Raw genomic sequence first — 20723 nt, forward strand, 5'->3', positions numbered from 1 at the left:
CGCACCCTTGGTAAGGGTGAGGTCCCCAGTTCGACTCTGGGTATCAGCACCACTTTTTAGGTTAAAGTTCGGCACGTTGTAAAGAATTTGCCTGGCGACAATAGTGCGGCGGTCCCACCTGACCCCATGCCGAACTCAGAAGTGAAACGTCGTAGCGCCGATGGTAGTGTGGGGTCTCCCCATGTGAGAGTAGGGAATCGCCAGGCATCAAATAAAGCAGAAGGCCCAGTCTTTCGACTGGGCCTTCTGCTTTTGTGTTATCTGTTATCTGTTGATAAACAGTCCTGCCACCAGGGGGAAACCCGTCAAAGTCGATTTGCTCGTAATGCAGCAAGGGACAGAGAGTTTATTTGCCCGGTTGTCATGTGGATGATGCGCAGAAGAGCAGATACAGGTTCGACGCTAGCCCCAGTATCTGCTGGTCGGGGGTGAATTAACGGGTCAGCGCGACGATCCCTAACGTGAGGCCGGCTACCGCGGCGGCTCCCCCGGCGATCGCGCCTGCCGTGTCCCAGTTGTCTTCTGTTGTGCCCTTCATACAGGTATTGGTGTGGACTAAGCGGCCTTGCGAGTCATAAACCGGCACGCAGGGAGAGTCATGGGCACAGCCTGCCAGCAGAGAGGCCAGCAGCGCCACGATTAAATACTTTTTCATGATATTACCTCTGGATAATCCGCAGGGTTGTACTGAGAGCCAGTGCAGAACGGAATGGCTTATTTTATCACCGCGGATTGTCCGGCCCGGATGCCGAAATCATCTCAATATATGAGCCACGTAAATATCGTGAAGATAAGCAGGGGAATATGCAGAAAAGATGGAGAGAAAGATCGTCTCCCCGCGCTGCCGCATGCGATAGAGGTTGTCAGATAGCGGGAAGCTGAGCGGGTTGCTAATATGCCTGGCGAAAAAAAAGCGCCCGCAGGGGGCGCCTTTAAAACCAGGCCGGGTTATTCAGCGTGCCGGGTAAAACGTCGTCTGACGACCACAAAGAAGACCGGAACAAAGAAGATCGCCAGCAGTGTCGCGGTTAGCATCCCGCCCATGACGCCGGTACCTACCGCATTCTGCGCCCCGCTGCCGGCACCATGGCTAATCACCAGCGGCATGACTCCGAGAATAAAAGCCAGAGAGGTCATCAGAATGGGTCGCAGGCGCATCCGCGATGCCTCCAGGGTTGCTTCAATGATCCCTTTCCCCTCTTTCTCCATCAGATCCTTGGCGAATTCGACGATCAGGATCGCGTTCTTCGCCGACAAACCGATCGTGGTCAGAAGGCCTACCTGAAAGTACACGTCATTATTCAGCCCACGCAGCGTGGCGGCTAACAGCGCGCCGATCACCCCCAGCGGAACCACTAACATGACTGAGAATGGAATCGACCAGCTCTCATACAGCGCCGCCAGGCACAGGAAGACGACAATCAGCGAGATGGCATAAAGCGCGGGAGCCTGGTTGCCGGAAAGGCGTTCCTGGTAAGACATCCCGGTCCAGTCGTAACCAATGCCGCTCGGCAGCTTACTGGCCAGCGCTTCCATCAGCGCCATGGCTTCCCCGGTACTTTTACCCGGCGAGGCTTCACCGAGGATTTCCATGGAGGGTAAACCGTTGTAGCGTTCCAGACGCGGCGAGCCATAAATCCAGCGCGAAGTGACGAAGGCGGAGAACGGGACCATTTCGCCATTGGCGCTACGAACATACATATTGTTAATGTCGCTCGGCAGCATACGGAAATGGGCATCAGCCTGGACGTACACTTTCTTGACGCGACCACGGTCAATAAAGTCATTGACGTAGTACCCGCCCAGCGCGGCTGATATCGTTTCATTGATATCGGAGAGCGATACGCCCAGCGCCTGCGCTTTTTCCTGGTCGACATCCAGTTTGAACTGCGGCGTATCTTCCAGCCCATTAGGCCGTACCCGCACCAGCTGATCCGGATGCTGTTTCACCATGCCCAGCAGTTGATTGCGCGCCTGCGTCAGGGCGGTATGACCTAGCCCGCCCTGGTCGATCAGCTCAAAGTCGAAGCCGGTGGCGGTACCCAGCTCAATAATGGCAGGCATGTTGAACGGGAAAACCATGGCGTCCTTGATCTGGCTGAAGGCCACGGTGGCTCGCTTGATGATGGACTCCACGCTGTTTTCATCACCGCTGCGCGCTTCCCAGGGTTTCAGGCTGACAAACGCCATGCCGGAGTTTTGCCCCTGGCCGCTGAAGCTGAAGCCGTTCACGGTAAAGACGCTGTCGACGTTAGCCTTCTCCTTATGTAGATAGTAGTCGGTCACGGTATCCAGCACTTTCTGTGTCCGCTCCTGGGTGGCGCCGGAGGGCAGCTGGATCATGGTCAGGAAGACCCCCTGGTCTTCATCGGGTAGAAAGGATGTCGGGAGACGCATAAACAGCACGGCCATTCCCACGACGATCAGCAGATAGATCACCAGGTAACGGCCGGTTCCACGCAAAATACCGCTGACGCTGTTGGTGTAGTGGTTAACGCTCTGGTCAAAGCGGGCGTTAAACCAGCCGAAGAAGCCTTTTTTCTCATGGTGTTCGACCGAGGACGGCTTTAACAACGTGGCGCAGAGCGCTGGCGTCAGGACCAGGGCAACCAGCACGGAGAGCGCCATGGCGGAAACGATGGTGATCGAAAACTGGCGATAAATCGCGCCGGTGGAACCGCCGAAGAAGGCCATCGGCACGAATACCGCAGAGAGCACCATGGCGATACCCACCAGCGCCCCCTGGATCTGCGACATCGACTTTTCCGTCGCTTCTTTTGGCGAGAGTTTTTCCTCAACCATCACGCGCTCAACGTTTTCCACTACGACGATAGCGTCATCGACCAGCAGACCTATCGCCAGCACCATGCCAAACATCGTCAGGGTGTTGATGGAGTAGCCAAACATCGACAGTACGGCGAAGGTGCCCAACAGCACGACGGGCACGGCAATGGTCGGAATGAGCGTTGCGCGCATGTTCTGCAGGAACAGATACATGACAAGGAAGACGAGAATAATCGCTTCAAATAGCGTTTTGACCACTTCGTGAATAGAGATTTTAACGAAAGGGGTCGTATCGTACGGATAGACCACCTTCATTCCCTGGGGGAAGTAAGGCTGCAGTTCGGCTAGCTTCGCTTTAATCGCCGTGGCGGTATCCAGCGCGTTGGCGCCGGTCGCAAGCTTAATACCCAGACCAGAGGCGGGCTTACCGTTAATTCTGGCGACGACGTTGTAGTTCTCTCCGCCCAGCTCAATGCGGGCGACATCTTTCAGATGGACGACAGAGCCATCGGCATTGACCCGCAGCGTGACCTTGCCAAACTCCTGCGGATCTTTAAGCCGCGTCTGGGCAATGATCGACGCATTGAGCTGCTGGCCTTTTAGCGCTGGCGTACCGCCCAGCTGGCCGGCGGCGATCTGATCGTTCTGAACCTGCAGCGCATTAATGACATCCACTGGCGTCAGGTTGTATTTGTTCAGCAGGTTGCCATCCAGCCAGATGCGCATGGCGTACTGTGCGCCAAACAGCTGGACATCGCCCACACCGTTGAGGCGGCTGATGGGATCTTTAACATTAGAGGCGACATAGTCGGAAATATCGTCCTGGGTAGTGACCGGGTTATCAGAGATAAAGCCGGCCACCAGCAGGAAGCTGCTGCTGGACTTTTCTACGCTAATTCCCTGCTGCTGGACTTCCTGAGGCAGCAGCGGGGTGGCCAGCTGCAGTTTGTTTTGCACCTGCACCTGGGCGATATCCGGATCGGTGCCGGACTTAAAGGTAAGCGTGATGGTTACTGAGCCGGCGGAATCGCTGGTCGACGACATATACATCAGGTTGTCGATACCGTTCATGTTCTGCTCAATAACCTGAGTGACCGTGTCCTGCACGGTCTGGGCATCCGCACCAGGATAGGTAGCGGAGATCGCCACCGCAGGGGGCGCTATCGTCGGATACTGCGCTATCGGCAACTGCAGAATGGCCAGACCTCCGGCAATCATCATGATGATCGCCAGCACCCAGGCAAAGACTGGTCGATGGATAAAAAACTTAGACATGGCTGGGTATCCTTATTGTCCGACCGGTGCCGCACGCTCCGCTTCTGCTTTAACGGTGACGCCTGGACGGACTTTCTGTAAGCCGCTGATAATCACCTTATCGCCCGGCTTCAGCCCGCTGGTGATAAGCCACTTATCGCCCACGGCCTGGGAAGCTACCACCTGACGGGTTTCAACCTGGTTTTTGTCATTCACCAGCATGACGGAGGCATCGCCCCGCGGCGTACGGGTCACCCCCTGCTGCGGCACCAGGATGGCCTGCGGATCGGTGCCTTCATCGATGCGGGCGCGAACGAACATTCCCGGCAGCAGGACATGCTGTGGGTTAGGGAAGATAGCGCGCAGGGTAATTGAACCTGTACTTTCATCGACAGTCACGTCGGAGAACTGCAGCGAACCCTTAAGCGGATAGGCCTGACCGTTCTCCATCACCAGCTCAACGCTTTTGGTGTCGCCGCCGCGTTGCAGGCTTTCCTGCTTAAGGCGCATGAAGTCATTGCTGGATTCCGTCACGTCGACGTAGATCGGATCGAGCTGCTGGACGGTAGCCAGGGCATCCGACTGACCGTTGGTGACCAACGCTCCCTCGGTGACGCTCGATTTACCGATGCGTCCGCTAATGGGAGAGGTCACTTTGGTGTAGGCCAGGTTGATGCGGGCGCTTTCCACGGAGGCTTTGGTGGCGATGACGTCAGCGTCGGCCTGGCGGGCGGTGGCCACCGCCTGATCGTATTCCTGCTGACTGATATACTTGGTGCCCAGCAGCGGAACGTAGCGTTTCACCGTTAAGTGGGCGATGGCGGCTGCGGCTTCGGCTTTTGCCTCATCGCCCTTGGCGCTGTTCCACGCCGCCTGGTAGGTTGCCGGATCGATCTGATAGAGCGACTGGCCTGCTTCGACATCGCTTCCTTCAACAAAGTTACGCTTCAGGATGATACCGCTTACCTGAGGGCGGACTTCCGCCACGCGAAAAGCTGAAGTTCGGCCTGGCAGTTCGGTGGTGACCGACAGCGGCGCGCTGTTCACGACATGGACCGTCACCTGCGGCGCCTGGGCATGGGGTTGCGGGTTGTCCGAATTATCGCAGCCGGTAAGCAATAAGGCCGAGATAATTAAACCGGATAAAAGTGTCACTCTGGCGTGAGTTGTCATGGCGGTTCCTTATAGATTACGTGCCAAATTCGGCGGCGAATCTGTGAAAGAAAGAGGGAATTAAAAAGCAGTTTGCCATCCTACAAATAAACGCCGCTGGATGTAAGGGATACTTATTTTTGAGCAATCAGCAAGGCACGCAAAAACAAAAAAGCGCGCAGGATTTTTTTGCTATTTACCTCAATTGTAAAACTTAATAAATAGACATCAATTCAGTGAATGGGTTATTTATTAATATTCTTTTGGGTAATTTATTTGGCGACAGCTTCAGAATTAACTTGTCTGCATTTTTGCTAAAAAATATTCCATGACAAATGTTAGGTTAAGCGATCTTCAGAAAATCCTGAATAACCTGTCTGACGGGAAGGGGCTTGTATGGCTAGAAAAACGAAAGAAGAGGCGCTACGCACGCGGCAGCTCCTGATTGAGTCCGCGATCCAGCAGTTCGCCCTGCGGGGAGTGACCAACACAACCCTGACGGATATTGCTGATGCGGCGGGAGTGACCCGCGGCGCCGTATACTGGCATTTTGCCAGTAAGACTGAGCTGTTTAATGAAATGTGGCAGCAGCAGCCACCGCTCAGGGATTTGATTCAGCATAGCCTCGCGACAGAGAATGAACAGGAGCCGTTAAATGCATTGCGCGAGCGGTTTATTACCGGGCTCCGCTATATTGCTGCGAATCCTCGCCAGCGCGCGCTGATGCAAATTCTTTATCAGCGCTGCGAGTTTGCCAATGATATGCTTTCGGAAAACGAAATTCGCCAGCGGATTGGCTTTAATTATTCGCTGATTGGCGGCATGCTTCAGTGCTGTGTGCGTAACAATATATTGCCAGCCGAAACAAATATTGAAGTGATATTAATTGTTTTACACAGCGCCTTTTCCGGGCTGATTAAAAACTGGCTGCTCGATCCGCAACGCTTCGATCTTTATCAGCAGGCGCCTGCGCTGGTGGATAATGTTATGGCGGTAGTCTGTGCTGCTCATGTATCGGAGGCGCCGGTACTGCGGGCGGTGAATCAGTGATGTGTCCCGCTGTCGCAGGTAATAAAAAAGGCGCTTCCCCATGCCGAAGAGCGCCTTTTATATCAAGCAAGCAACTGACTAGTATCAGTTCATGCCGTATTTTTTCAGTTTTTTACGCAGCGTACCGCGGTTGATGCCCATCATCAGGGCAGCGCGGGTCTGGTTACCACGGGTGTATTGCATCACCATGTCCAACAGGGGCTGTTCAACTTCAGCCAGTACCAGCTCATACAGGTCATTCACATCCTGACCGTTCAGTTGAGCAAAATAGTTCTTCAGTGCCTGTTTAACCGAGTCACGCAGGGGCTTTTGAGTTACCTGATCCTGAGAGTTAACGGTAGAAACGGTCAGTACGTCAGAATTTACGCGTTGTTCGAACATAGTTCTGTCAGCTCTTTATTTCTATTACGCAAAATTTTCGAAGTATGCCTCCAACGCCTCCAGCTGTTCGCTGGCATCCTCAATGGCGTTGAATGTGCGCCGAAACTGGTCATCTGGAGCATGTTCCTGAAGATACCAGGAGACGTGTTTACGCGCGATTCGGTACCCTTTTGCCTGACCATAAAAGTCATGCAATTCCCGAACGTGCGCACAAAGCAAGCGCTTGACCTCTGCCAGCGGCAGCGGGGGCAGCAGCTCTCCAGTGTCCAGATAATGCTGGATTTCCCGAAAGATCCAGGGTCTTCCCTGAGCTGCACGGCCTATCATCAGGGCATCAGCCCCTGTATAGTCGAGCACAGCTCTGGCTTTAAGCGGGTCAGTAATGTCGCCATTCGCGATAATCGGAATGGAAACTTTCTGCTTAACTGCCCGAATACTGTCGTACTCAGCGTCTCCGTTAAACAAGCAGGCGCGGGTGCGTCCGTGAATAGTCAGAGCCTGAATGCCACACTCTTCGGCCAGTTGGGCAATCTCTACGCAGTTACGGTGTTCCGGTTCCCAACCGGTGCGAATCTTGAGAGTCACAGGAACGTCCACCGCATTCACGACCGCCGTCAGGATCGACTTCACCTGGTCGGGGTACTGCAAGAGGGCTGAACCTGCAAGCTTGCGATTCACCTTTTTCGCCGGGCATCCCATATTGATATCAATAATCTGGGCGCCGCTTTCCACGTTAATCCGCGCGGCGGCAGCCATCTCTTCCGGCACGCTACCGGCGATTTGCACGGTACGAATACCGGGCTCATCAATATGCACCATCCGTAAACGGGACTTGTCGCTCTCCCACACCTGTGGATTAGAGGACATCATCTCGGAAACGGTTAAACCCGCTCCCATCTCGTAGCACAGCGTCCGGAATGGTCTGTCAGTAATGCCAGCCATGGGCGCTGCGATCAGGCGATTTCTGAGCTGGTGGTGTCCGATGCGCATGAGTTAAGAAATGACCATACTGTGACTGCAAGGCGGCGTATATTACGCATTTTTTGCACGAGATGAAAGGCCAAACTTTGAGCAATCCTCTGTTGCAGATCAATGAATCCGGGACTAACGTAAAAGGGATGAATAAATACTTATATTAATCATTGATTTAATGGCTGATGGATAATTTGTGTCCATTTATAAAATCATAAAACTTCTCGATTTTTCTTAGACAAACTCGCTACCAGGCGATATAAAACGCTGTTTTTATAGTCAAAAAAGTGCTCTGTAGTGCGATCTGCCTCTCATTTCCTGGCATTATTTGGTGGCTACTGGAAACAAAAATGCGGCCCACAGGCCGCATTGCACTTAGTTTTTCCGGCCGGTGATCCGGCACCACTCCTCTTTCTCGACCACCGGGTCAAGGGTGAAGAGATCGGCGTAGGCTTCACAGACGCTCTCCGCCTGGCTGGCAAGGATGCCGGAAAGCCCCAGCAAACCGCCTGAAACGGGCAGGACGCTGATTAACGGCGCCAGCTCACGTAACGGGCCAGCCAGGATATTGGCGACCACGACGTCGGCTTTCATCGACTCGGGCTGGTCCTGAGGAAGATAGAGCTCCAGACGCTCAGAGACGCCGTTACGCTGTGCGTTATCGCGGCTGGCCTGAATAGCCTGCGGGTCGATATCAATGCCGATCGCTTTTGCGGCTCCCAGCTTCAGCGCGGCAATCGCCAGGATGCCGGAACCGCAGCCGAAATCAATGACCGTTTTTCCGTTGAGGTCGAGTCCATCGAGCCACTGCAGGCACAGGGATGTCGTCGGGTGCGTGCCGGTACCGAAGGCCAGACCCGGATCGAGCATCACGTTGACGGCATTTTCATCCGGAACGTCGCGCCAGCTCGGGCAGATCCACAGCCGCTCACCGAAGCGCATCGGATGGAAGTTATCCATCCATTCCCGCTCCCAGTCTTTATCTTCCAGCTGCTCGATCTTATGCGCGAATCCGGCGCCCAGCAGCGGGTGCTGCTCCAGTTGGGCAACGACCGCTTTCATATCGGTTTCGGCATCGAACAGGCCAATCACGTCGGTGTCGCCCCACAGCCGGGTTTCCCCGGGTAACGGCTCAAATACCGGCGTATCGTGCGTATCCTGGAAGGTGATCGAGACCGATCCGGCCTCCATCAGCGCATCGCTAAGATCTTCAGCGTTCGCGCCGGTGGTATTTAGTTTCAGTTGGATCCATGGCATAGCAAAACTCTTTATTTATCAGTAGTTAAAATAGGTGGCTGTGGTGCGGGACGGCCGAAACGATTCCCTGCCACAAACGCCAGTAAACTCAGCAGCAGCGCGGGAACGATCGGATGGAAGCCGAGAAACTGCACTTTCAGCGTGGCAAGTACGGCATACAGTACACCACCCACGATCATCGCGCTCAGCGCGCCAGCCGCGTTGGCACGTTCCCAATACAGGCCCAGCACCAGCGGCCACAGAAAGACGGCTTCCAGGCCGCCGAAGGCCAGCAGGTTCAGCCAGATAATCATCTCTGGCGGTCGCCAGGCCGCGAGCAGCAGCAGGACACCCAACAGGAGCGTAATGCCGGCGGACATGCGTTTTAGCCGCTTTTCGTTAGTCGCCTGATCCGGACGCCAATTCAGATACAGATCCTTGATGATCGTAGCGGAACTTTGCAGAAGTTGGGCATTGATCGTCGACATAATCGCCGCCATCGGCGCGGCCAGAAAGATCCCTGCCGCAAAGGGCGGGAGCACTTTGACCATCAGCGTCGGGATCACCAGATCCGGTACGGTGAGGTCAGGGATCACCGCCCGACCTAACGCGCCGGCCAGGTGCATGCCAAACATCAGGATCGCCACCACGATGGTGCCGATAATGATGCCGCGATGCACGGCTTTGCTGTCTTTGTAGGAGATACAGCGCACGGCGGTATGCGGGAGGCCTATCACGCCGAAGCAGACCAGCACCCAAAACGAGGCCATAAAGGTTGGTGAGAGGATATCTTCCGCCCCCTGAGGGGACACCAGCTTGACATCGATCGACTGCAGGGTCTCTACCGCATGGCCAATCCCGCCGGCGGCGTGGATCACCCCCACCAGCAGCACGATCGTGCCGATCAGCATCACCATGCCCTGCATGGTGTCGTTGAGCACGCTGGCGCGAAAGCCGCCATAAGCGGTATACAGCGCGATGCTGATGCCGAAGATCAGCAGACCGGTATCGTAGGGAATACCCGCAGCCGTCTCCAGCAGGCGGGCACCGCCGATAAACTGGACGGTCATGGCGCCAACGAAGGCTACCAGCAGACTCAGGCTGGCCAGCCAGACCAGCAGACGACTCTGGTAGCGCGCAAACAGCATGTCATTGAGGGTGACGGCGTTGTAACGGCGCGCAAGAATGGCGAATTTTTTTCCCAGTACGCCCAGCGACAGCCAGATGGCGGGAAGCTGGATCATTGCCAGCAGCACCCAACCCAGGCCGTATTTATAGGCGGCGCCGGGTCCGCCGATAAATGAGCTGGCGCTGATATAGGTGGCGGTTAGCGTCATGGCCAGCACGAAGCCGCCCATCGAGCGGCTGCCGAGAAAGTACTCATTCAGAAAGTTTCCTGAGGCTCGTTTTCGCATGGCGTAAAGGGATAAGCCGAACACCACCACCAGATAGGCGATCAGGGGAATAATGACCTCAAACTGCATCATCGTCCTCCAGAGGAATGTCGCGAAAAACCAGTTTGACCATCGCCCAGCACAGCAGAATAAACAGCAGCGGAACCAGCAGGCAGGCCATTTCAAACCAGTGGGGCAGGCCGGTAAAACCGATAGCCACCCCCGGCAGATAGGCGGCGGCCAGCCAGGCGGCAAGATAGAGAAGGGTCAGCCACAGCGCCCAGCGCGCTTCTTTGTGGGCCTGAACAAAGCGTTTGTCCATTTTTTGTCCCTTGAGGATGAAGAAAGCGGGGATTGTACCGCATGGTATAGATGAGGAGAGAGAAAAAGAAAAAAGGCCGGAAAATCCGGCCTTTTGCTGAGAATGCAGAATTATTTTTCCTGCAAGCCGAGTTTTTTCTCCAGATAGTGGATGTTGGTGCCACCATGCTGGAAGTTCTCGTCGCTCATAATGCGCATCTGCAGATCGACGTTGGTCTTGATGCCATCGATGATCAGCTCCTGCAGCGCATTCTTCATGCGGGCAATCGCCACGTCACGGCTTTCGCCGTAGCAGATCAGTTTGCCGATCATGGAGTCATAGTACGGCGGTACGGTGTAACCGGCGTAAATATGGGACTCCCAGCGCACGCCAAAGCCGCCCGGCGCGTGGAAACGGGTAATTTTACCCGGGCTCGGCAGGAAGGTGTTCGGGTCTTCGGCGTTGATACGGCATTCCACCGCATGGCCGCGAACCACCACTTCATCCTGCTTGATGGACAGCGGCTGACCGGCTGCGATACGCAGCTGCTCTTTGATCAGGTCAACGCCGGTGATCATTTCAGTTACCGGATGCTCTACCTGGATACGGGTGTTCATTTCAATGAAGTAGAACTCGCCGTTTTCGAACAGGAACTCAAAGGTACCCGCCCCGCGGTAGCCGATATCGACACAGGCTTTCGCGCAACGCTCGCCGATGTAGCGACGCAGTTCCGGGGTGATGCCCGGCGCCGGCGCTTCTTCGACCACTTTCTGGTGACGGCGCTGCATGGAGCAATCACGTTCAGCCAGATAGATAGCGTTACCCTGACCGTCCGCCAGCACCTGAATTTCGATGTGACGCGGGTTTTCCAGGTATTTCTCCATGTAGACCATGTCGTTGTTGAAAGCCGCTTTGGCTTCCGCTTTGGTCATGGAGATGGACTGGGCCAGTTCAGCATCGCTGCGCACAACGCGCATACCGCGACCGCCGCCGCCGCCGGAGGCCTTGATGATCACCGGATAGCCGATGCGTTTGGCATGGGCGCGGTTAGCGTCCATGTCGTCGGTCAGCGGGCCGTCAGAACCGGGTACGGTCGGGACGCCGGCTTTTTTCATGGCGGTGATCGCGGACACTTTGTCGCCCATCAGGCGGATGGTGTCGGCTTTCGGGCCGATGAAGATAAAGCCGGAGCGCTCAACCTGCTCAGCAAAGTTGGCGTTCTCAGAGAGGAAGCCATACCCCGGGTGAATTGCTACCGCGCCGGTGATCTCAGCGGCGCTGATGATAGCCGGGATGTTCAGATAGCTTTTTACGGACGGAGCCGGACCGATGCAGACCGTCTCATCCGCTAACAATACGTGTTTTAGATCGCGATCCGCGGTGGAATGCACAGCAACGGTCTTGATGCCCAGTTCTTTACAGGCACGCAGGATGCGCAGTGCGATCTCGCCACGGTTAGCGATGACAATTTTATCCAGCATGTTCGCCTCGTTACTCGATAACTACCAGCGGCTCGTCGAATTCTACCGGTTGGCCGCTTTCGATCAGAATGGCTTTCACCACGCCGGCTTTGTCGGCTTCGATCTGGTTCATCATTTTCATCGCTTCGACGATGCACAGGGTGTCGCCCACGTTAACTTTCTGGCCAACTTCCACAAACGCTTTCGCGTCCGGGCTTGGCGTACGATAGAAAGTACCAACCATCGGGGAACGTACGATGTGACCACTGATTTCCGCTTTTGCCGGCGCTTCTGCTGCTGCAGCTGGCGCGGCAGCCGCGGCGGCAGGTGCCTGAGGCTGCATCATCGGCGCAGCATAAGCCTGCTGCATAACCGGATAGCTTGCGGCCGGTGCAGAGCGGCTGATGCGAACAGACTCTTCGCCTTCAGAAATTTCCAGTTCGGAGATACCTGATTCTTCAACCAGCTCGATCAGTTTTTTAATCTTACGAATATCCATGAGTGGGTTCCGTACTCTTTGTTTAGTGTGATTGTGACAGGCGTTTTACCGCCGTCTGTAAAGCGTATGAATAGCCGTCCGCCCCCAGTCCGCAGATAACGCCAGCGGCGATATCTGACAGATACGAATGCTGGCGGAAGGGTTCGCGTGCATGCACATTGCTCAGGTGAATCTCGATAAACGGGATGTTCACGGCAAGCAACGCGTCACGGATTGCTACGCTGGTATGCGTGAACGCGGCCGGATTAATCAGGATATAGTCCACGTTGTCTTTAGCCTGATGAATTCGGTCGATTAACGCATGCTCCGCGTTGGACTGCAGGTGATCCAGGCTCACATTCAGCGCCGCTGCTTCAGATGTTAAATGGTTAACAATCTCAGCCAGCGTGAGAGATCCATACTTCTCTGGCTCGCGGGTACCGAGCATGTTAATGTTTGGACCATTCAAAAGCAAAATGTGAAACTTGTCTGCCATCGTGTGGCGATCTCCTGCCATTTTCGGGTAAAAAACAACATATACCTTCAATGCGCCCTTGTCACCTTTTCAGGGTCAGAAAACCCTGTCAGGAAAGCCAAAGTCGCACATTATAACGATTTCGTAGCAATTGGCAGCTAAATACTGGTCTTATCAGGGAAGATTATCAACCGCTATCTTAAAAAGAGTCGCGGTTGATAAAGGATCTGCGGGAAACTGCACATTACCGGATTCAGCGCCACCACTGGCGAAACTTCTTGTAACGCCATGCCAGGAGCGCGACTGCCAGCAGGGCATAAATGATGGGCTGCGGTGAGAGGATCTTCACTGACCACAGGTAGTGAATCGGCGCGAGGATCGCCACCAGATAGACGAAGTTGTGTAAAAGTTGCCAACGGCGGCCCAGTTTTCGCTGCATCGCCTGCGTCGACGTCGCTGCCAGCGCCAGCAGGATCGCCCAACTGACCATGCCTAACGTCAGATAGGGGCGGTTGATAATCTCCGAGCCCAGTAGCGCCAGATTGTTAATGCCCAGCTCCAGCAGGGTATAGCTGGTCAGGTGCAGGGTCGCCCAGGCGAAACACCATAAACCTAACAGGCGGCGAACGCGAATCAATAATGGCTGTTTCGCGTAGCGCGCCAGCGGGGAGACCAGCAGCGTCGCCAGCAGAAACTTCAGCGCCATCCTGCCGGTAAAATGCTGGATATCCTTGGCCGGATCGGCGCTAAAGTAGCCCTGGTGCCCGGCCCAGAATAACCAGACCAGCGGCAAAAACCCCGCCAGATGAAGTAAAACCTTCAACCAGGCGATCTGTTTGACGGTGAAACGCACTAGAAGTTCTCCCGCAGATTCATGCCGCGATACAGCGACGCCACCTCGTCGGCATAGCCGTTAAACAGCAGCGTCGGTTGACGTTTCACATCGAGCACGCCGCCGGCACCGATAAACCGCTCGCTAGCCTGTGACCAGCGGGGGTGATCGACGTGCGGATTGACGTTGGCGAAGAAGCCGTATTCGTCCGGCGCCGCGAGGTTCCAGGTGGTCGGTGGCCGCTCGCGGGTCAGTTCAATGCTGACGATGGATTTAATGCCTTTGAAACCGTACTTCCACGGCACGGTAAGGCGGACCGGCGCGCCGTTTTGCGGCGGCAGCGCTTTGCCATACACCCCGACGGTGAGCAGCGTCAGCGGGTGCAGCGCTTCATCCAGCCGCAACCCCTCCACGTAAGGGTAAGCGAGCCCGCCGCCGATAAACCGATCTTTCTGCCCGGGCATTTGATCCGGGGCATAGAGGGTTTTGAAGGCCACATAGCGCGCGTTGCTGGTGGGCTCCACCAGCGCCAACAGCTTATGCAGCGGGAAGCCGACCCAGGGGACCACCATCGACCAGGCTTCCACGCAGCGCATACGGTAAATACGCTCTTCCAGCGGGAAGCGTTTGGTCAGATCGTCATGGTCAAGGGTCAGCGGCTTCGCCACCTCACCGCCGATGGTCAACGTCCAGGGATCGGTGCGCAGGCTACCCGCGTTCGCCGCCGGATCGGCTTTATCGAGGCCGAATTCATAAAAGTTATTGTAGCCGGAGACTTTATCTTCCGGAGTAAGCGTCAGGTTAGCCTGCCATTCAGCGGGTTTAGCAAAGTCCAGGGCCTTGCCCGCCGGGGCTGGCGGACGGTCGTGGCCTTTAAACCAGTCCAGCAGGTCGGCCTGTGCGGCGGCGGGAAGCGAAAGGGCGGTCGCGCTGATGCCCAGCATTTTCAGCACCTGGCGCCGCTGGAGCATAAAAACGGATTCGGCCGTGACGTCGGCTTCCGTCAGTTTTTTTCTTTTCATGGTGTCCTCCGTCATGCGTTTCCCTAAGCATGACGGAGGCGGCGATGAATCGCGAATATGTCACGAAAAATTGCACATTAGGCGCATTCGCCACCGCCGAAGCTGGGGCGCGGTCGTCCAGGAATCATCGGAAAGTGGCGCAAGACGTTTCCTTTAACGCGCCTGACCCGGCATCTTTAGCAGGGGAAAAAAGCGGGCGGGAGGCTGGCAGGATGGAAAATTAGCAATAATGTGCGCCGCTGGCGCGGGTTTGCCATCCAGCGTCTAAAATTAAAGCGCTTCTGGCGCAGGCCGCAGGCGGGCGGCGTTTGGCAAATTTTTTCTGCCGACTATACTCGCTATCGGCATACTTTCGCCGATAATACGCATTCCATTGCCAGACTCGCCATCTTTGATAGTATGCGTCGCGCTTTAAAAGGTTAATGCTAGCGTCAAGGCGCGCGCCGGCACGGGAGCCTGATGGTTCATCGGGCAGTCATTCACTCGCGGAGTTAACACAGGGATGCGATTAACGACGAAGTTCTCAGCCTTTATCACGCTGCTAACTAGCCTGACCATCTTTGTCACGCTGATTGGCGCTTCGCTGAGTTTTTACAACGGCATTGAGAACAAGGTCGAAAACCGGGTTCAGGCGGTGGCGACCATGCTGGATAACCGGCTCATCACCACCTCTTTTGATAAGCTTGAGCCGCAGCTGGATGAGCTGATGACGCCGATAGAGATCGTGCATATCGATTTCATGCTTAACGGTAAACCGCTCTACAGCCACTCCCGAACCGACAGCTACCGCCCGCTGGGCAGTCATGAGCAATTCCGTGAGATCACGGTCCCGTCGTTGAAACATCCCGGTATCACCCTGCATCTGGTCTACGTTGACCCGATGGTGAACTATTTCCGTTCGCTGTCAATCACCGCCCCGCTGTCGATCTCCATCGGCTTCATGGTGGTGATTATTTTCTTCGCCGTCCGCTGGATACGCCGCCAGCTGGCAGGTCAGGAGCTGCTTGAGCTTCGTTCCACGCGCATCCTGAGCGGCGAGCGCGGGCCGCAGGTGCGCGGGTCAGTCTATGAATGGCCTGCCAGCACCAGTAGCGCGCTGGATATGCTGCTGTCGGAGCTGCAATTCGCCAGCGATCAGCGCAGCCGGATGGATACGCTGATTCGCTCCTATGCGGCACAGGATTCCAAAACCGGGCTGAACAATCGCCTGTTTTTTGACAATCAGTTGGCCACGCTGCTGGAAGATCAGGAGAAGGTGGGGGCGTACGGCATCGTGATGATGATCCGTCTGCCGGAGTTTGATCTGCTGCGGGACAACTGGGGACGAGCGGCGGCCGAAGAACATTACTTCACGCTAATCAACCTGCTCTCTACCTTTATTATGCGTTACCCTGGCGCGCTGCTGGCCCGCTATCACCGTAGCGACTTCGCCGTGCTGCTGCCGCACCGCACGTTAAAAGAGGCGGATAGCATCGCCGGACTGTTGCTGAAGGCCATGGACGCGCTGCCTCCGACGCGCATTCTCGATCGTGACGATATGATGCATATCGGCATCTGTTCTTTCCGCAGTGGACAATCGGCGGCGCAAGTGATGGAACATGCTGAAGCAGCAACGCGCAACGCGGTGCTGCAGGGCAGCAACAGCTGGTCGGTCTATGACGATACCCTTCCGGAGAAAGGCCGCGGCAACGTTCGCTGGCGGACGCTGATCGAACAGATGCTGAGCCGCGGCGGGCCGCGGTTGTATCAGAAACCCGCCGTCACTCGCGATGGCCGGGTGCATCACCGTGAACTGATGTCGCGGATGTACGACGGTAAGGAAGAGGTGATCGCCGCCGAGTATATGCCGATGGTGCTGCAGTTTGGCCTGGCGGAGGAGTATGACCGCCTGCAGGTGACGCGCCTGCTGCCATTTTTAGGCTTCTGGCCCGAGGAGAATCTGGCGCTCCAGCTGTCGGTGGAGTCGCTGATCCGTCCGCGATTCCAGCGCTGGCTGCGTGATGCTCTGATGCAGTGCGAAAAATCGCAGCGTCAGCGGATTATTTTTGAACTTGCTGAGGCAGATGTTTGTCAATATATCGGCCGTCTGCAGCCGGTTATGCGGTTGGTTAACGCGCTTGGCGTTCGGGTGGCGGTGGTTCAGGCAGGGTTAACCCTGGTGGGAACTAGCTGGATCAAGCAGCTGGATGCGGAGCTGATCAAACTGCATCCGGGGCTGGCGCGCAACATCGAAAAGCGCAGCGAGAACCAGCTGCTGGTGCAAAGCCTGGTGGAAGCCTGTAAAGGCATGCCTATGCAAGTTTTTGCGACGGGCGTACGCAGCCGCAGCGAGTGGCTGGTACTGTCCCAATGCGGTGTCACGGGCGGGCAGGGGGAATTTTTTGCCGCCTCACAGCCACTTGACACAAATGTGAAAAAATATTCGCAAAGATACTCGGTTTGATCTGCCGTTTAGCGTGATTTCACGTAGAATAACGCGCGCCATCGTGAAGGGGGTGTGCTTGTCTACCTGCCGGATCATCGCAATGTAAATGCCAGTGACCCTCCTTTGACAGGTTACAAATTCAGGCGTGGAGCGCTGCTGAAGATTTCAGCAATGAACGGAGTCGGAAAAATTTGTAACAAAGGAAATGAACTGCACTAATTTTCACCGCAGCAGGTGATTTTTGCGCCTTGTCGCTGCTGCGTGTGGTTGGTAAAGTAAGCGGATTTTGTTTTCCGCCCCAGCTTTCAGGATTATCCCTTAGTATGTTAAAAAAATTTCGTGGCATGTTTTCCAATGACCTGTCCATTGACCTGGGTACCGCGAATACCCTTATTTACGTAAAAGGACAAGGCATCGTATTGAATGAGCCTTCCGTGGTGGCCATTCGTCAGGATCGTGCCGGATCGCCGAAAAGCGTCGCCGCCGTGGGTCATGAAGCGAAGCAGATGCTCGGCCGTACCCCGGGTAATATCGCGGCGATTCGCCCGATGAAGGACGGCGTTATCGCTGACTTCTTCGTGACGGAAAAGATGCTGCAGCACTTTATCAAACAAGTGCACAGCAACAGCTTTATGCGCCCGAGCCCGCGCGTACTGGTCTGCGTGCCGGTTGGCGCCACCCAGGTTGAGCGTCGTGCTATCCGTGAATCCGCGCAGGGCGCAGGCGCTCGCGAAGTGTTCCTGATTGAAGAACCGATGGCGGCCGCGATCGGCGCTGGCCTGCCGGTTTCTGAAGCGACCGGTTCCATGGTGGTGGATATCGGCGGCGGTACCACCGAGGTGGCGGTTATCTCCCTGAACGGCGTGGTTTACTCTTCTTCCGTGCGTATCGGCGGCGACCGTTTCGACGAAGCCGTCATCAATTACGTGCGTCGTAACTACGGCTCCCTGATCGGTGAAGCGACCGCTGAGCGTATCAAACATGAAATCGGTTCGGCTTATCCGGGCGATGAAGTGCGTGAAATTGAAGTGCGCGGCCGTAACCTGGCGGAAGGCGTGCCACGCGGTTTCACCCTGAACTCAAACGAAATTCTTGAAGCGCTGCAGGAGCCGCTGACCGGCATCGTGAGCGCGGTCATGGTTGCCCTTGAGCAGTGCCCGCCGGAACTGGCGTCTGATATCTCCGAGCGCGGGATGGTTCTCACCGGCGGTGGTGCGCTGCTGCGCAACCTGGACCGTCTGTTAATGGAAGAAACCGGTATTCCAGTCGTGGTTGCTGAAGATCCGCTGACCTGCGTAGCGCGTGGCGGCGGCAAGGCGCTGGAAATGATCGACATGCACGGCGGCGACCTGTTTAGCGAAGAGTAGTCAGCCTGAAGGTCCGGGGTGGCTTACGCGCTGCCCCAGGTCTTTACTGACACGAGAATACGCATAGCCTATGAAGCCAATTTTTAGCCGTGGCCCCTCGCTACAGATTCGCCTTATTCTGGCGGTGCTGGTGGCGCTTGGCGTGATTATCGCCGACAGCCGCCTGGGTACGTTCAGTCAAATCAGAACGTACATGGATACAGCCGTCAGCCCTTTCTACTTTGTCTCTAATGGTCCCCGGGAACTGCTCGACAGCGTATCGCAGACGCTGGCTACCCGTGACCAGCTCGAACTGGAAAACCGCGCGCTGCGTCAGGAGCTGTTGTTGAAAAACAGCGATCTGCTGATGCTGGGCCAGTACAAGCAGGAGAACGCACGCCTGCGTGAACTGCTTGGCTCGCCGCTGCGCCAGGACGAGCAAAAAATGGTGACCCAGGTCATCTCAACGGTCAACGACCCCTACAGCGATCAGGTGGTTATCGATAAGGGCAGCGTCAACGGCGTCTACGAAGGCCAGCCGGTTATCAGCGATAAAGGCGTGGTGGGGCAGGTCGTGGCGGTAGCGAAAATGACCAGCCGGGTACTGCTGATCTGTGATGCCACCCATGCGTTGCCGATCCAGGTCCTGCGTAACGACATTCGCGTCATTGCCGCCGGTAACGGCTGCACCGACGACCTCCAGCTTGAGCATCTGCCGGCCAATACCGATATTCGCGTCGGCGATGTGCTGGTGACCTCCGGTCTTGGCGGCCGTTTCCCGGAAGGGTACCCGGTTGGGGTTGTCTCTTCAGTGAAACTGGACACCCAGCGCGCCTACACGGTGATCCAGGCGCGTCCGACGGCCGGTCTGCAGCGTTTGCGCTATCTGCTGCTGCTGTGGGGCGCCGATCGCAATGGCGCTAACCCGATGACTCCGGAAGAGGTTCATCGCGTGGCTAACGAACGCCTGATGCAGATGATGCCGCAGGTGTTGCCTGCGCCGGATGCGATGGGGCCGCAGATGCCGGCGCCCGCCACCGGGCTGACGCCGTCTCAGCCGTCGCAGCCTGCAGGGGGGCAATAGTGGCAAGTTACCGTAGCCAGGGACGCTGGGTTATCTGGCTCTCGTTTCTTATCGCGCTATTGCTGCAAATTATGCCCTGGCCGGCGGACATCAGCGTTTTCCGGCCCAACTGGGTATTATTGATCCTGCTGTACTGGATCCTCGCGCTGCCGCACCGGGTGAACGTGGGGACGGGCTTCGTGATGGGGGCTATTCTTGATCTCATCAGCGGCTCGACGCTGGGCGTTCGCGCGCTGTCCTTAAGCATCGTCGCCTATCTGGTGGCGCTGAAGTATCAGCTGTTCCGTAACCTGGCGCTGTGGCAACAGGCGCTGGTGGTCATGCTGTTATCCCTCGCCGTGGATATCATTGTTTTCTGGGCAGAGTTTTTAGTGATCAACGTCTCTTTCCGTCCGGAAGTATTCTGGAGTAGTGTAGTAAACGGTATCCTCTGGCCATGGCTCTTCCTGCTGATGCGTAAAGTGCGTCAGCAATTTGCAGTGCAATAAGGTTGATATGACAACTCTGTATCTTGCTTCTGGTTCCCCGCGTCGGCAGGAACTGCTGACTCAGCTTGGTCTCGCGTTCGAGCGTCTGGTTCCTGGTATCGAGGAGCAGCGCCAGCCGCAGGAGAGCGCACAGCACTATGTCGTCCGTCTGGCGCGTGAAAAGGCGCAGGCCGGAGTGGCGCTGGCATCGCGGGATTTGCCGGTGTTGGGAGCGGATACGATTGTTATTTTGAACGGCGAAGTGCTGGAAAAACCGCGCGACGCCGAACACGCTGCAGCGATGCTGCGCCTGCTTTCCGGCCAAACCCATCAGGTCATGACCGCGGTGGCGCTGGCGGATAAGCAGCAGACGTTGGATTGTCTGGTGGTCACGGAAGTGACCTTCCGAACGCTCAGCGAGCAGGATATCGCCGATTATGTGGCCAGCGGCGAGCCTTTAGATAAAGCAGGTGCATACGGTATTCAAGGGTTGGGTGGCTGCTTCGTCAGGAAGATTAATGGCAGCTATCACGCCGTAGTCGGCTTACCGCTGGTGGAAACGTATGAGTTGCTCAGTAACTTTAACTCACTGCGTAAAGAAAAGGGATAA

Annotated in this window: 19 protein-coding genes, 1 rRNA gene and 1 pseudogene; 8 read left to right on the forward strand and 13 right to left on the reverse strand. The window is 56.1% G+C overall.

The genetic code is table 11. The annotated features are described in order from the left end of the window. Positions 1-90: 90 nt before the first annotated feature. Positions 91-206, forward strand: a 5S ribosomal RNA gene (gene rrf, locus ABLV76_RS08395). A gap of 227 nt (positions 207-433) precedes the next feature. On the opposite strand, the gene ABLV76_RS08400 is transcribed toward rrf, so the two are convergent. From ABLV76_RS08400 to ABLV76_RS08410, 3 genes are all read right to left on the reverse strand, one after another. Further along, complete coding sequence (locus ABLV76_RS08400) at positions 434-655, reverse strand: membrane protein (RefSeq protein WP_004206262.1); 222 nt, start codon at positions 653-655, stop codon at positions 434-436. 293 nt (positions 656-948) lie between these two features. Beyond that, positions 949-4059 (reverse strand): efflux RND transporter permease subunit, encoded by a 3111-nt coding sequence (locus tag ABLV76_RS08405; RefSeq protein ID WP_049093700.1) that lies wholly within the window; start codon positions 4057-4059, stop codon positions 949-951. A 12-nt stretch (positions 4060-4071) separates the two neighbouring features. Then, on the reverse strand, positions 4072-5211 hold the full coding sequence (locus tag ABLV76_RS08410; protein WP_348878279.1) for an efflux RND transporter periplasmic adaptor subunit: 1140 nt from the start codon (positions 5209-5211) through the stop codon (positions 4072-4074). A gap of 375 nt (positions 5212-5586) precedes the next feature. Here ABLV76_RS08410 and envR point away from each other — a divergent pair, with 375 nt between their 5' ends. Further along, positions 5587-6240: an acrEF/envCD operon transcriptional regulator gene (envR, locus tag ABLV76_RS08415; protein ID WP_048295647.1), complete on the forward strand. Its 654-nt coding sequence runs from the start codon at positions 5587-5589 to the stop codon at positions 6238-6240. Between the two features lie 84 nt (positions 6241-6324). Here envR and fis read toward each other — a convergent pair whose 3' ends face one another. The 10 genes and pseudogenes from fis to msrP all read right to left on the reverse strand — a co-directional run bounded on the left by fis (position 6325) and on the right by msrP (position 14791). Beyond that, positions 6325-6621 (reverse strand): DNA-binding transcriptional regulator Fis, encoded by a 297-nt coding sequence (fis, locus tag ABLV76_RS08420; protein ID WP_000462905.1) that lies wholly within the window; start codon positions 6619-6621, stop codon positions 6325-6327. Continuing rightward, a pseudogene (gene dusB / locus ABLV76_RS08425) lies at positions 6603-7611 on the reverse strand (tRNA dihydrouridine synthase DusB). The gene fis and the pseudogene dusB overlap by 19 nt, the downstream one beginning before the upstream one ends. A 357-nt stretch (positions 7612-7968) precedes the next feature. Next, positions 7969-8850, reverse strand: coding sequence for a 50S ribosomal protein L11 methyltransferase (gene prmA, locus ABLV76_RS08430; protein WP_004144971.1), 882 nt, complete (start codon positions 8848-8850; stop codon positions 7969-7971). An 11-nt stretch (positions 8851-8861) separates the two neighbouring features. Next, entirely contained in the window at positions 8862-10313 is a 1452-nt protein-coding gene (gene panF / locus ABLV76_RS08435; protein WP_017899938.1) for a sodium/pantothenate symporter, read from the reverse strand. Further along, entirely contained in the window at positions 10303-10545 is a 243-nt protein-coding gene (locus tag ABLV76_RS08440) for a DUF997 family protein (protein ID WP_004206253.1), read from the reverse strand. The genes panF and ABLV76_RS08440 overlap by 11 nt, the downstream gene beginning before the upstream one ends. 110 nt (positions 10546-10655) lie before the next feature. Then, positions 10656-12005, reverse strand: coding sequence for an acetyl-CoA carboxylase biotin carboxylase subunit (accC, locus tag ABLV76_RS08445; RefSeq protein WP_004174096.1), 1350 nt, complete (start codon positions 12003-12005; stop codon positions 10656-10658). Between the two features lie 10 nt (positions 12006-12015). Continuing rightward, positions 12016-12483, reverse strand: coding sequence for an acetyl-CoA carboxylase biotin carboxyl carrier protein (accB, locus tag ABLV76_RS08450; protein WP_004206250.1), 468 nt, complete (start codon positions 12481-12483; stop codon positions 12016-12018). A 22-nt stretch (positions 12484-12505) separates the two neighbouring features. After that, positions 12506-12958: a type II 3-dehydroquinate dehydratase gene (gene aroQ, locus ABLV76_RS08455; RefSeq protein ID WP_004206246.1), complete on the reverse strand. Its 453-nt coding sequence runs from the start codon at positions 12956-12958 to the stop codon at positions 12506-12508. A 232-nt stretch (positions 12959-13190) separates the two neighbouring features. Next, positions 13191-13790: a protein-methionine-sulfoxide reductase heme-binding subunit MsrQ gene (gene msrQ / locus ABLV76_RS08460; protein WP_004206245.1), complete on the reverse strand. Its 600-nt coding sequence runs from the start codon at positions 13788-13790 to the stop codon at positions 13191-13193. Further along, positions 13790-14791, reverse strand: a complete 1002-nt coding sequence (gene msrP, locus ABLV76_RS08465) for a protein-methionine-sulfoxide reductase catalytic subunit MsrP (RefSeq protein WP_017899937.1) — start codon at positions 14789-14791, stop codon at positions 13790-13792. The genes msrQ and msrP overlap by 1 nt, the downstream gene beginning before the upstream one ends. Positions 14792-15022: 231 nt before the next feature. Here msrP and ABLV76_RS08470 point away from each other — a divergent pair, with 231 nt between their 5' ends. The 6 genes from ABLV76_RS08470 to ABLV76_RS08495 all read left to right on the forward strand — a co-directional run bounded on the left by ABLV76_RS08470 (position 15023) and on the right by ABLV76_RS08495 (position 20723). After that, positions 15023-15214: a hypothetical protein gene (locus ABLV76_RS08470; protein WP_017899936.1), complete on the forward strand. Its 192-nt coding sequence runs from the start codon at positions 15023-15025 to the stop codon at positions 15212-15214. A gap of 79 nt (positions 15215-15293) precedes the next feature. Next, on the forward strand, positions 15294-17234 hold the full coding sequence (gene csrD, locus ABLV76_RS08475; protein ID WP_004206243.1) for an RNase E specificity factor CsrD: 1941 nt from the start codon (positions 15294-15296) through the stop codon (positions 17232-17234). Positions 17235-17539: 305 nt separating this feature from the next. Then, the gene (mreB, locus tag ABLV76_RS08480) at positions 17540-18583 is read left to right on the forward strand and encodes a rod shape-determining protein MreB (RefSeq protein WP_002918653.1); all 1044 of its coding nucleotides are present in this window, start codon (positions 17540-17542) and stop codon (positions 18581-18583) included. A gap of 70 nt (positions 18584-18653) precedes the next feature. Then, positions 18654-19646: a rod shape-determining protein MreC gene (mreC, locus tag ABLV76_RS08485; protein WP_004206242.1), complete on the forward strand. Its 993-nt coding sequence runs from the start codon at positions 18654-18656 to the stop codon at positions 19644-19646. Further along, positions 19646-20134, forward strand: coding sequence for a rod shape-determining protein MreD (gene mreD, locus ABLV76_RS08490; protein ID WP_002918648.1), 489 nt, complete (start codon positions 19646-19648; stop codon positions 20132-20134). The genes mreC and mreD overlap by 1 nt, the downstream gene beginning before the upstream one ends. Before the next feature lie 7 nt (positions 20135-20141). Next, a complete protein-coding gene (locus tag ABLV76_RS08495) occupies positions 20142-20723 on the forward strand; it encodes a nucleoside triphosphate pyrophosphatase (protein WP_004206240.1) in 582 nt (193 codons plus the stop codon).

The organism is Klebsiella sp. GB_Kp047 (assembly GCF_040065235.1).
Taxonomy (GTDB): Bacteria; Pseudomonadota; Gammaproteobacteria; order Enterobacterales; family Enterobacteriaceae; genus Klebsiella; species Klebsiella quasipneumoniae.

Bases quoted from the DNA above. Each gene is read 5' to 3' on its own strand.
- mreB (WP_002918653.1), top strand. From the start codon at position 17,540: ATGTTAAAAAAATTTCGTGGCATGTTTTCCAATGACCTGTCCATTGAC.
- msrP (WP_017899937.1), bottom strand. From the start codon at position 14,791: ATGAAAAGAAAAAAACTGACGGAAGCCGACGTCACGGCCGAATCCGTT.
- fis (WP_000462905.1), bottom strand. From the start codon at position 6,621: ATGTTCGAACAACGCGTAAATTCTGACGTACTGACCGTTTCTACCGTT.
- ABLV76_RS08440 (WP_004206253.1), bottom strand. From the start codon at position 10,545: ATGGACAAACGCTTTGTTCAGGCCCACAAAGAAGCGCGCTGGGCGCTG.
- ABLV76_RS08405 (WP_049093700.1), bottom strand. From the start codon at position 4,059: ATGTCTAAGTTTTTTATCCATCGACCAGTCTTTGCCTGGGTGCTGGCG.
- panF (WP_017899938.1), bottom strand. From the start codon at position 10,313: ATGCAGTTTGAGGTCATTATTCCCCTGATCGCCTATCTGGTGGTGGTG.
- envR (WP_048295647.1), top strand. From the start codon at position 5,587: ATGGCTAGAAAAACGAAAGAAGAGGCGCTACGCACGCGGCAGCTCCTG.
- accC (WP_004174096.1), bottom strand. From the start codon at position 12,005: ATGCTGGATAAAATTGTCATCGCTAACCGTGGCGAGATCGCACTGCGC.
- accB (WP_004206250.1), bottom strand. From the start codon at position 12,483: ATGGATATTCGTAAGATTAAAAAACTGATCGAGCTGGTTGAAGAATCA.
- mreC (WP_004206242.1), top strand. From the start codon at position 18,654: ATGAAGCCAATTTTTAGCCGTGGCCCCTCGCTACAGATTCGCCTTATT.
- ABLV76_RS08410 (WP_348878279.1), bottom strand. From the start codon at position 5,211: ATGACAACTCACGCCAGAGTGACACTTTTATCCGGTTTAATTATCTCG.
- prmA (WP_004144971.1), bottom strand. From the start codon at position 8,850: ATGCCATGGATCCAACTGAAACTAAATACCACCGGCGCGAACGCTGAA.
- aroQ (WP_004206246.1), bottom strand. From the start codon at position 12,958: ATGGCAGACAAGTTTCACATTTTGCTTTTGAATGGTCCAAACATTAAC.
- ABLV76_RS08495 (WP_004206240.1), top strand. From the start codon at position 20,142: ATGACAACTCTGTATCTTGCTTCTGGTTCCCCGCGTCGGCAGGAACTG.
- ABLV76_RS08400 (WP_004206262.1), bottom strand. From the start codon at position 655: ATGAAAAAGTATTTAATCGTGGCGCTGCTGGCCTCTCTGCTGGCAGGC.
- csrD (WP_004206243.1), top strand. From the start codon at position 15,294: ATGCGATTAACGACGAAGTTCTCAGCCTTTATCACGCTGCTAACTAGC.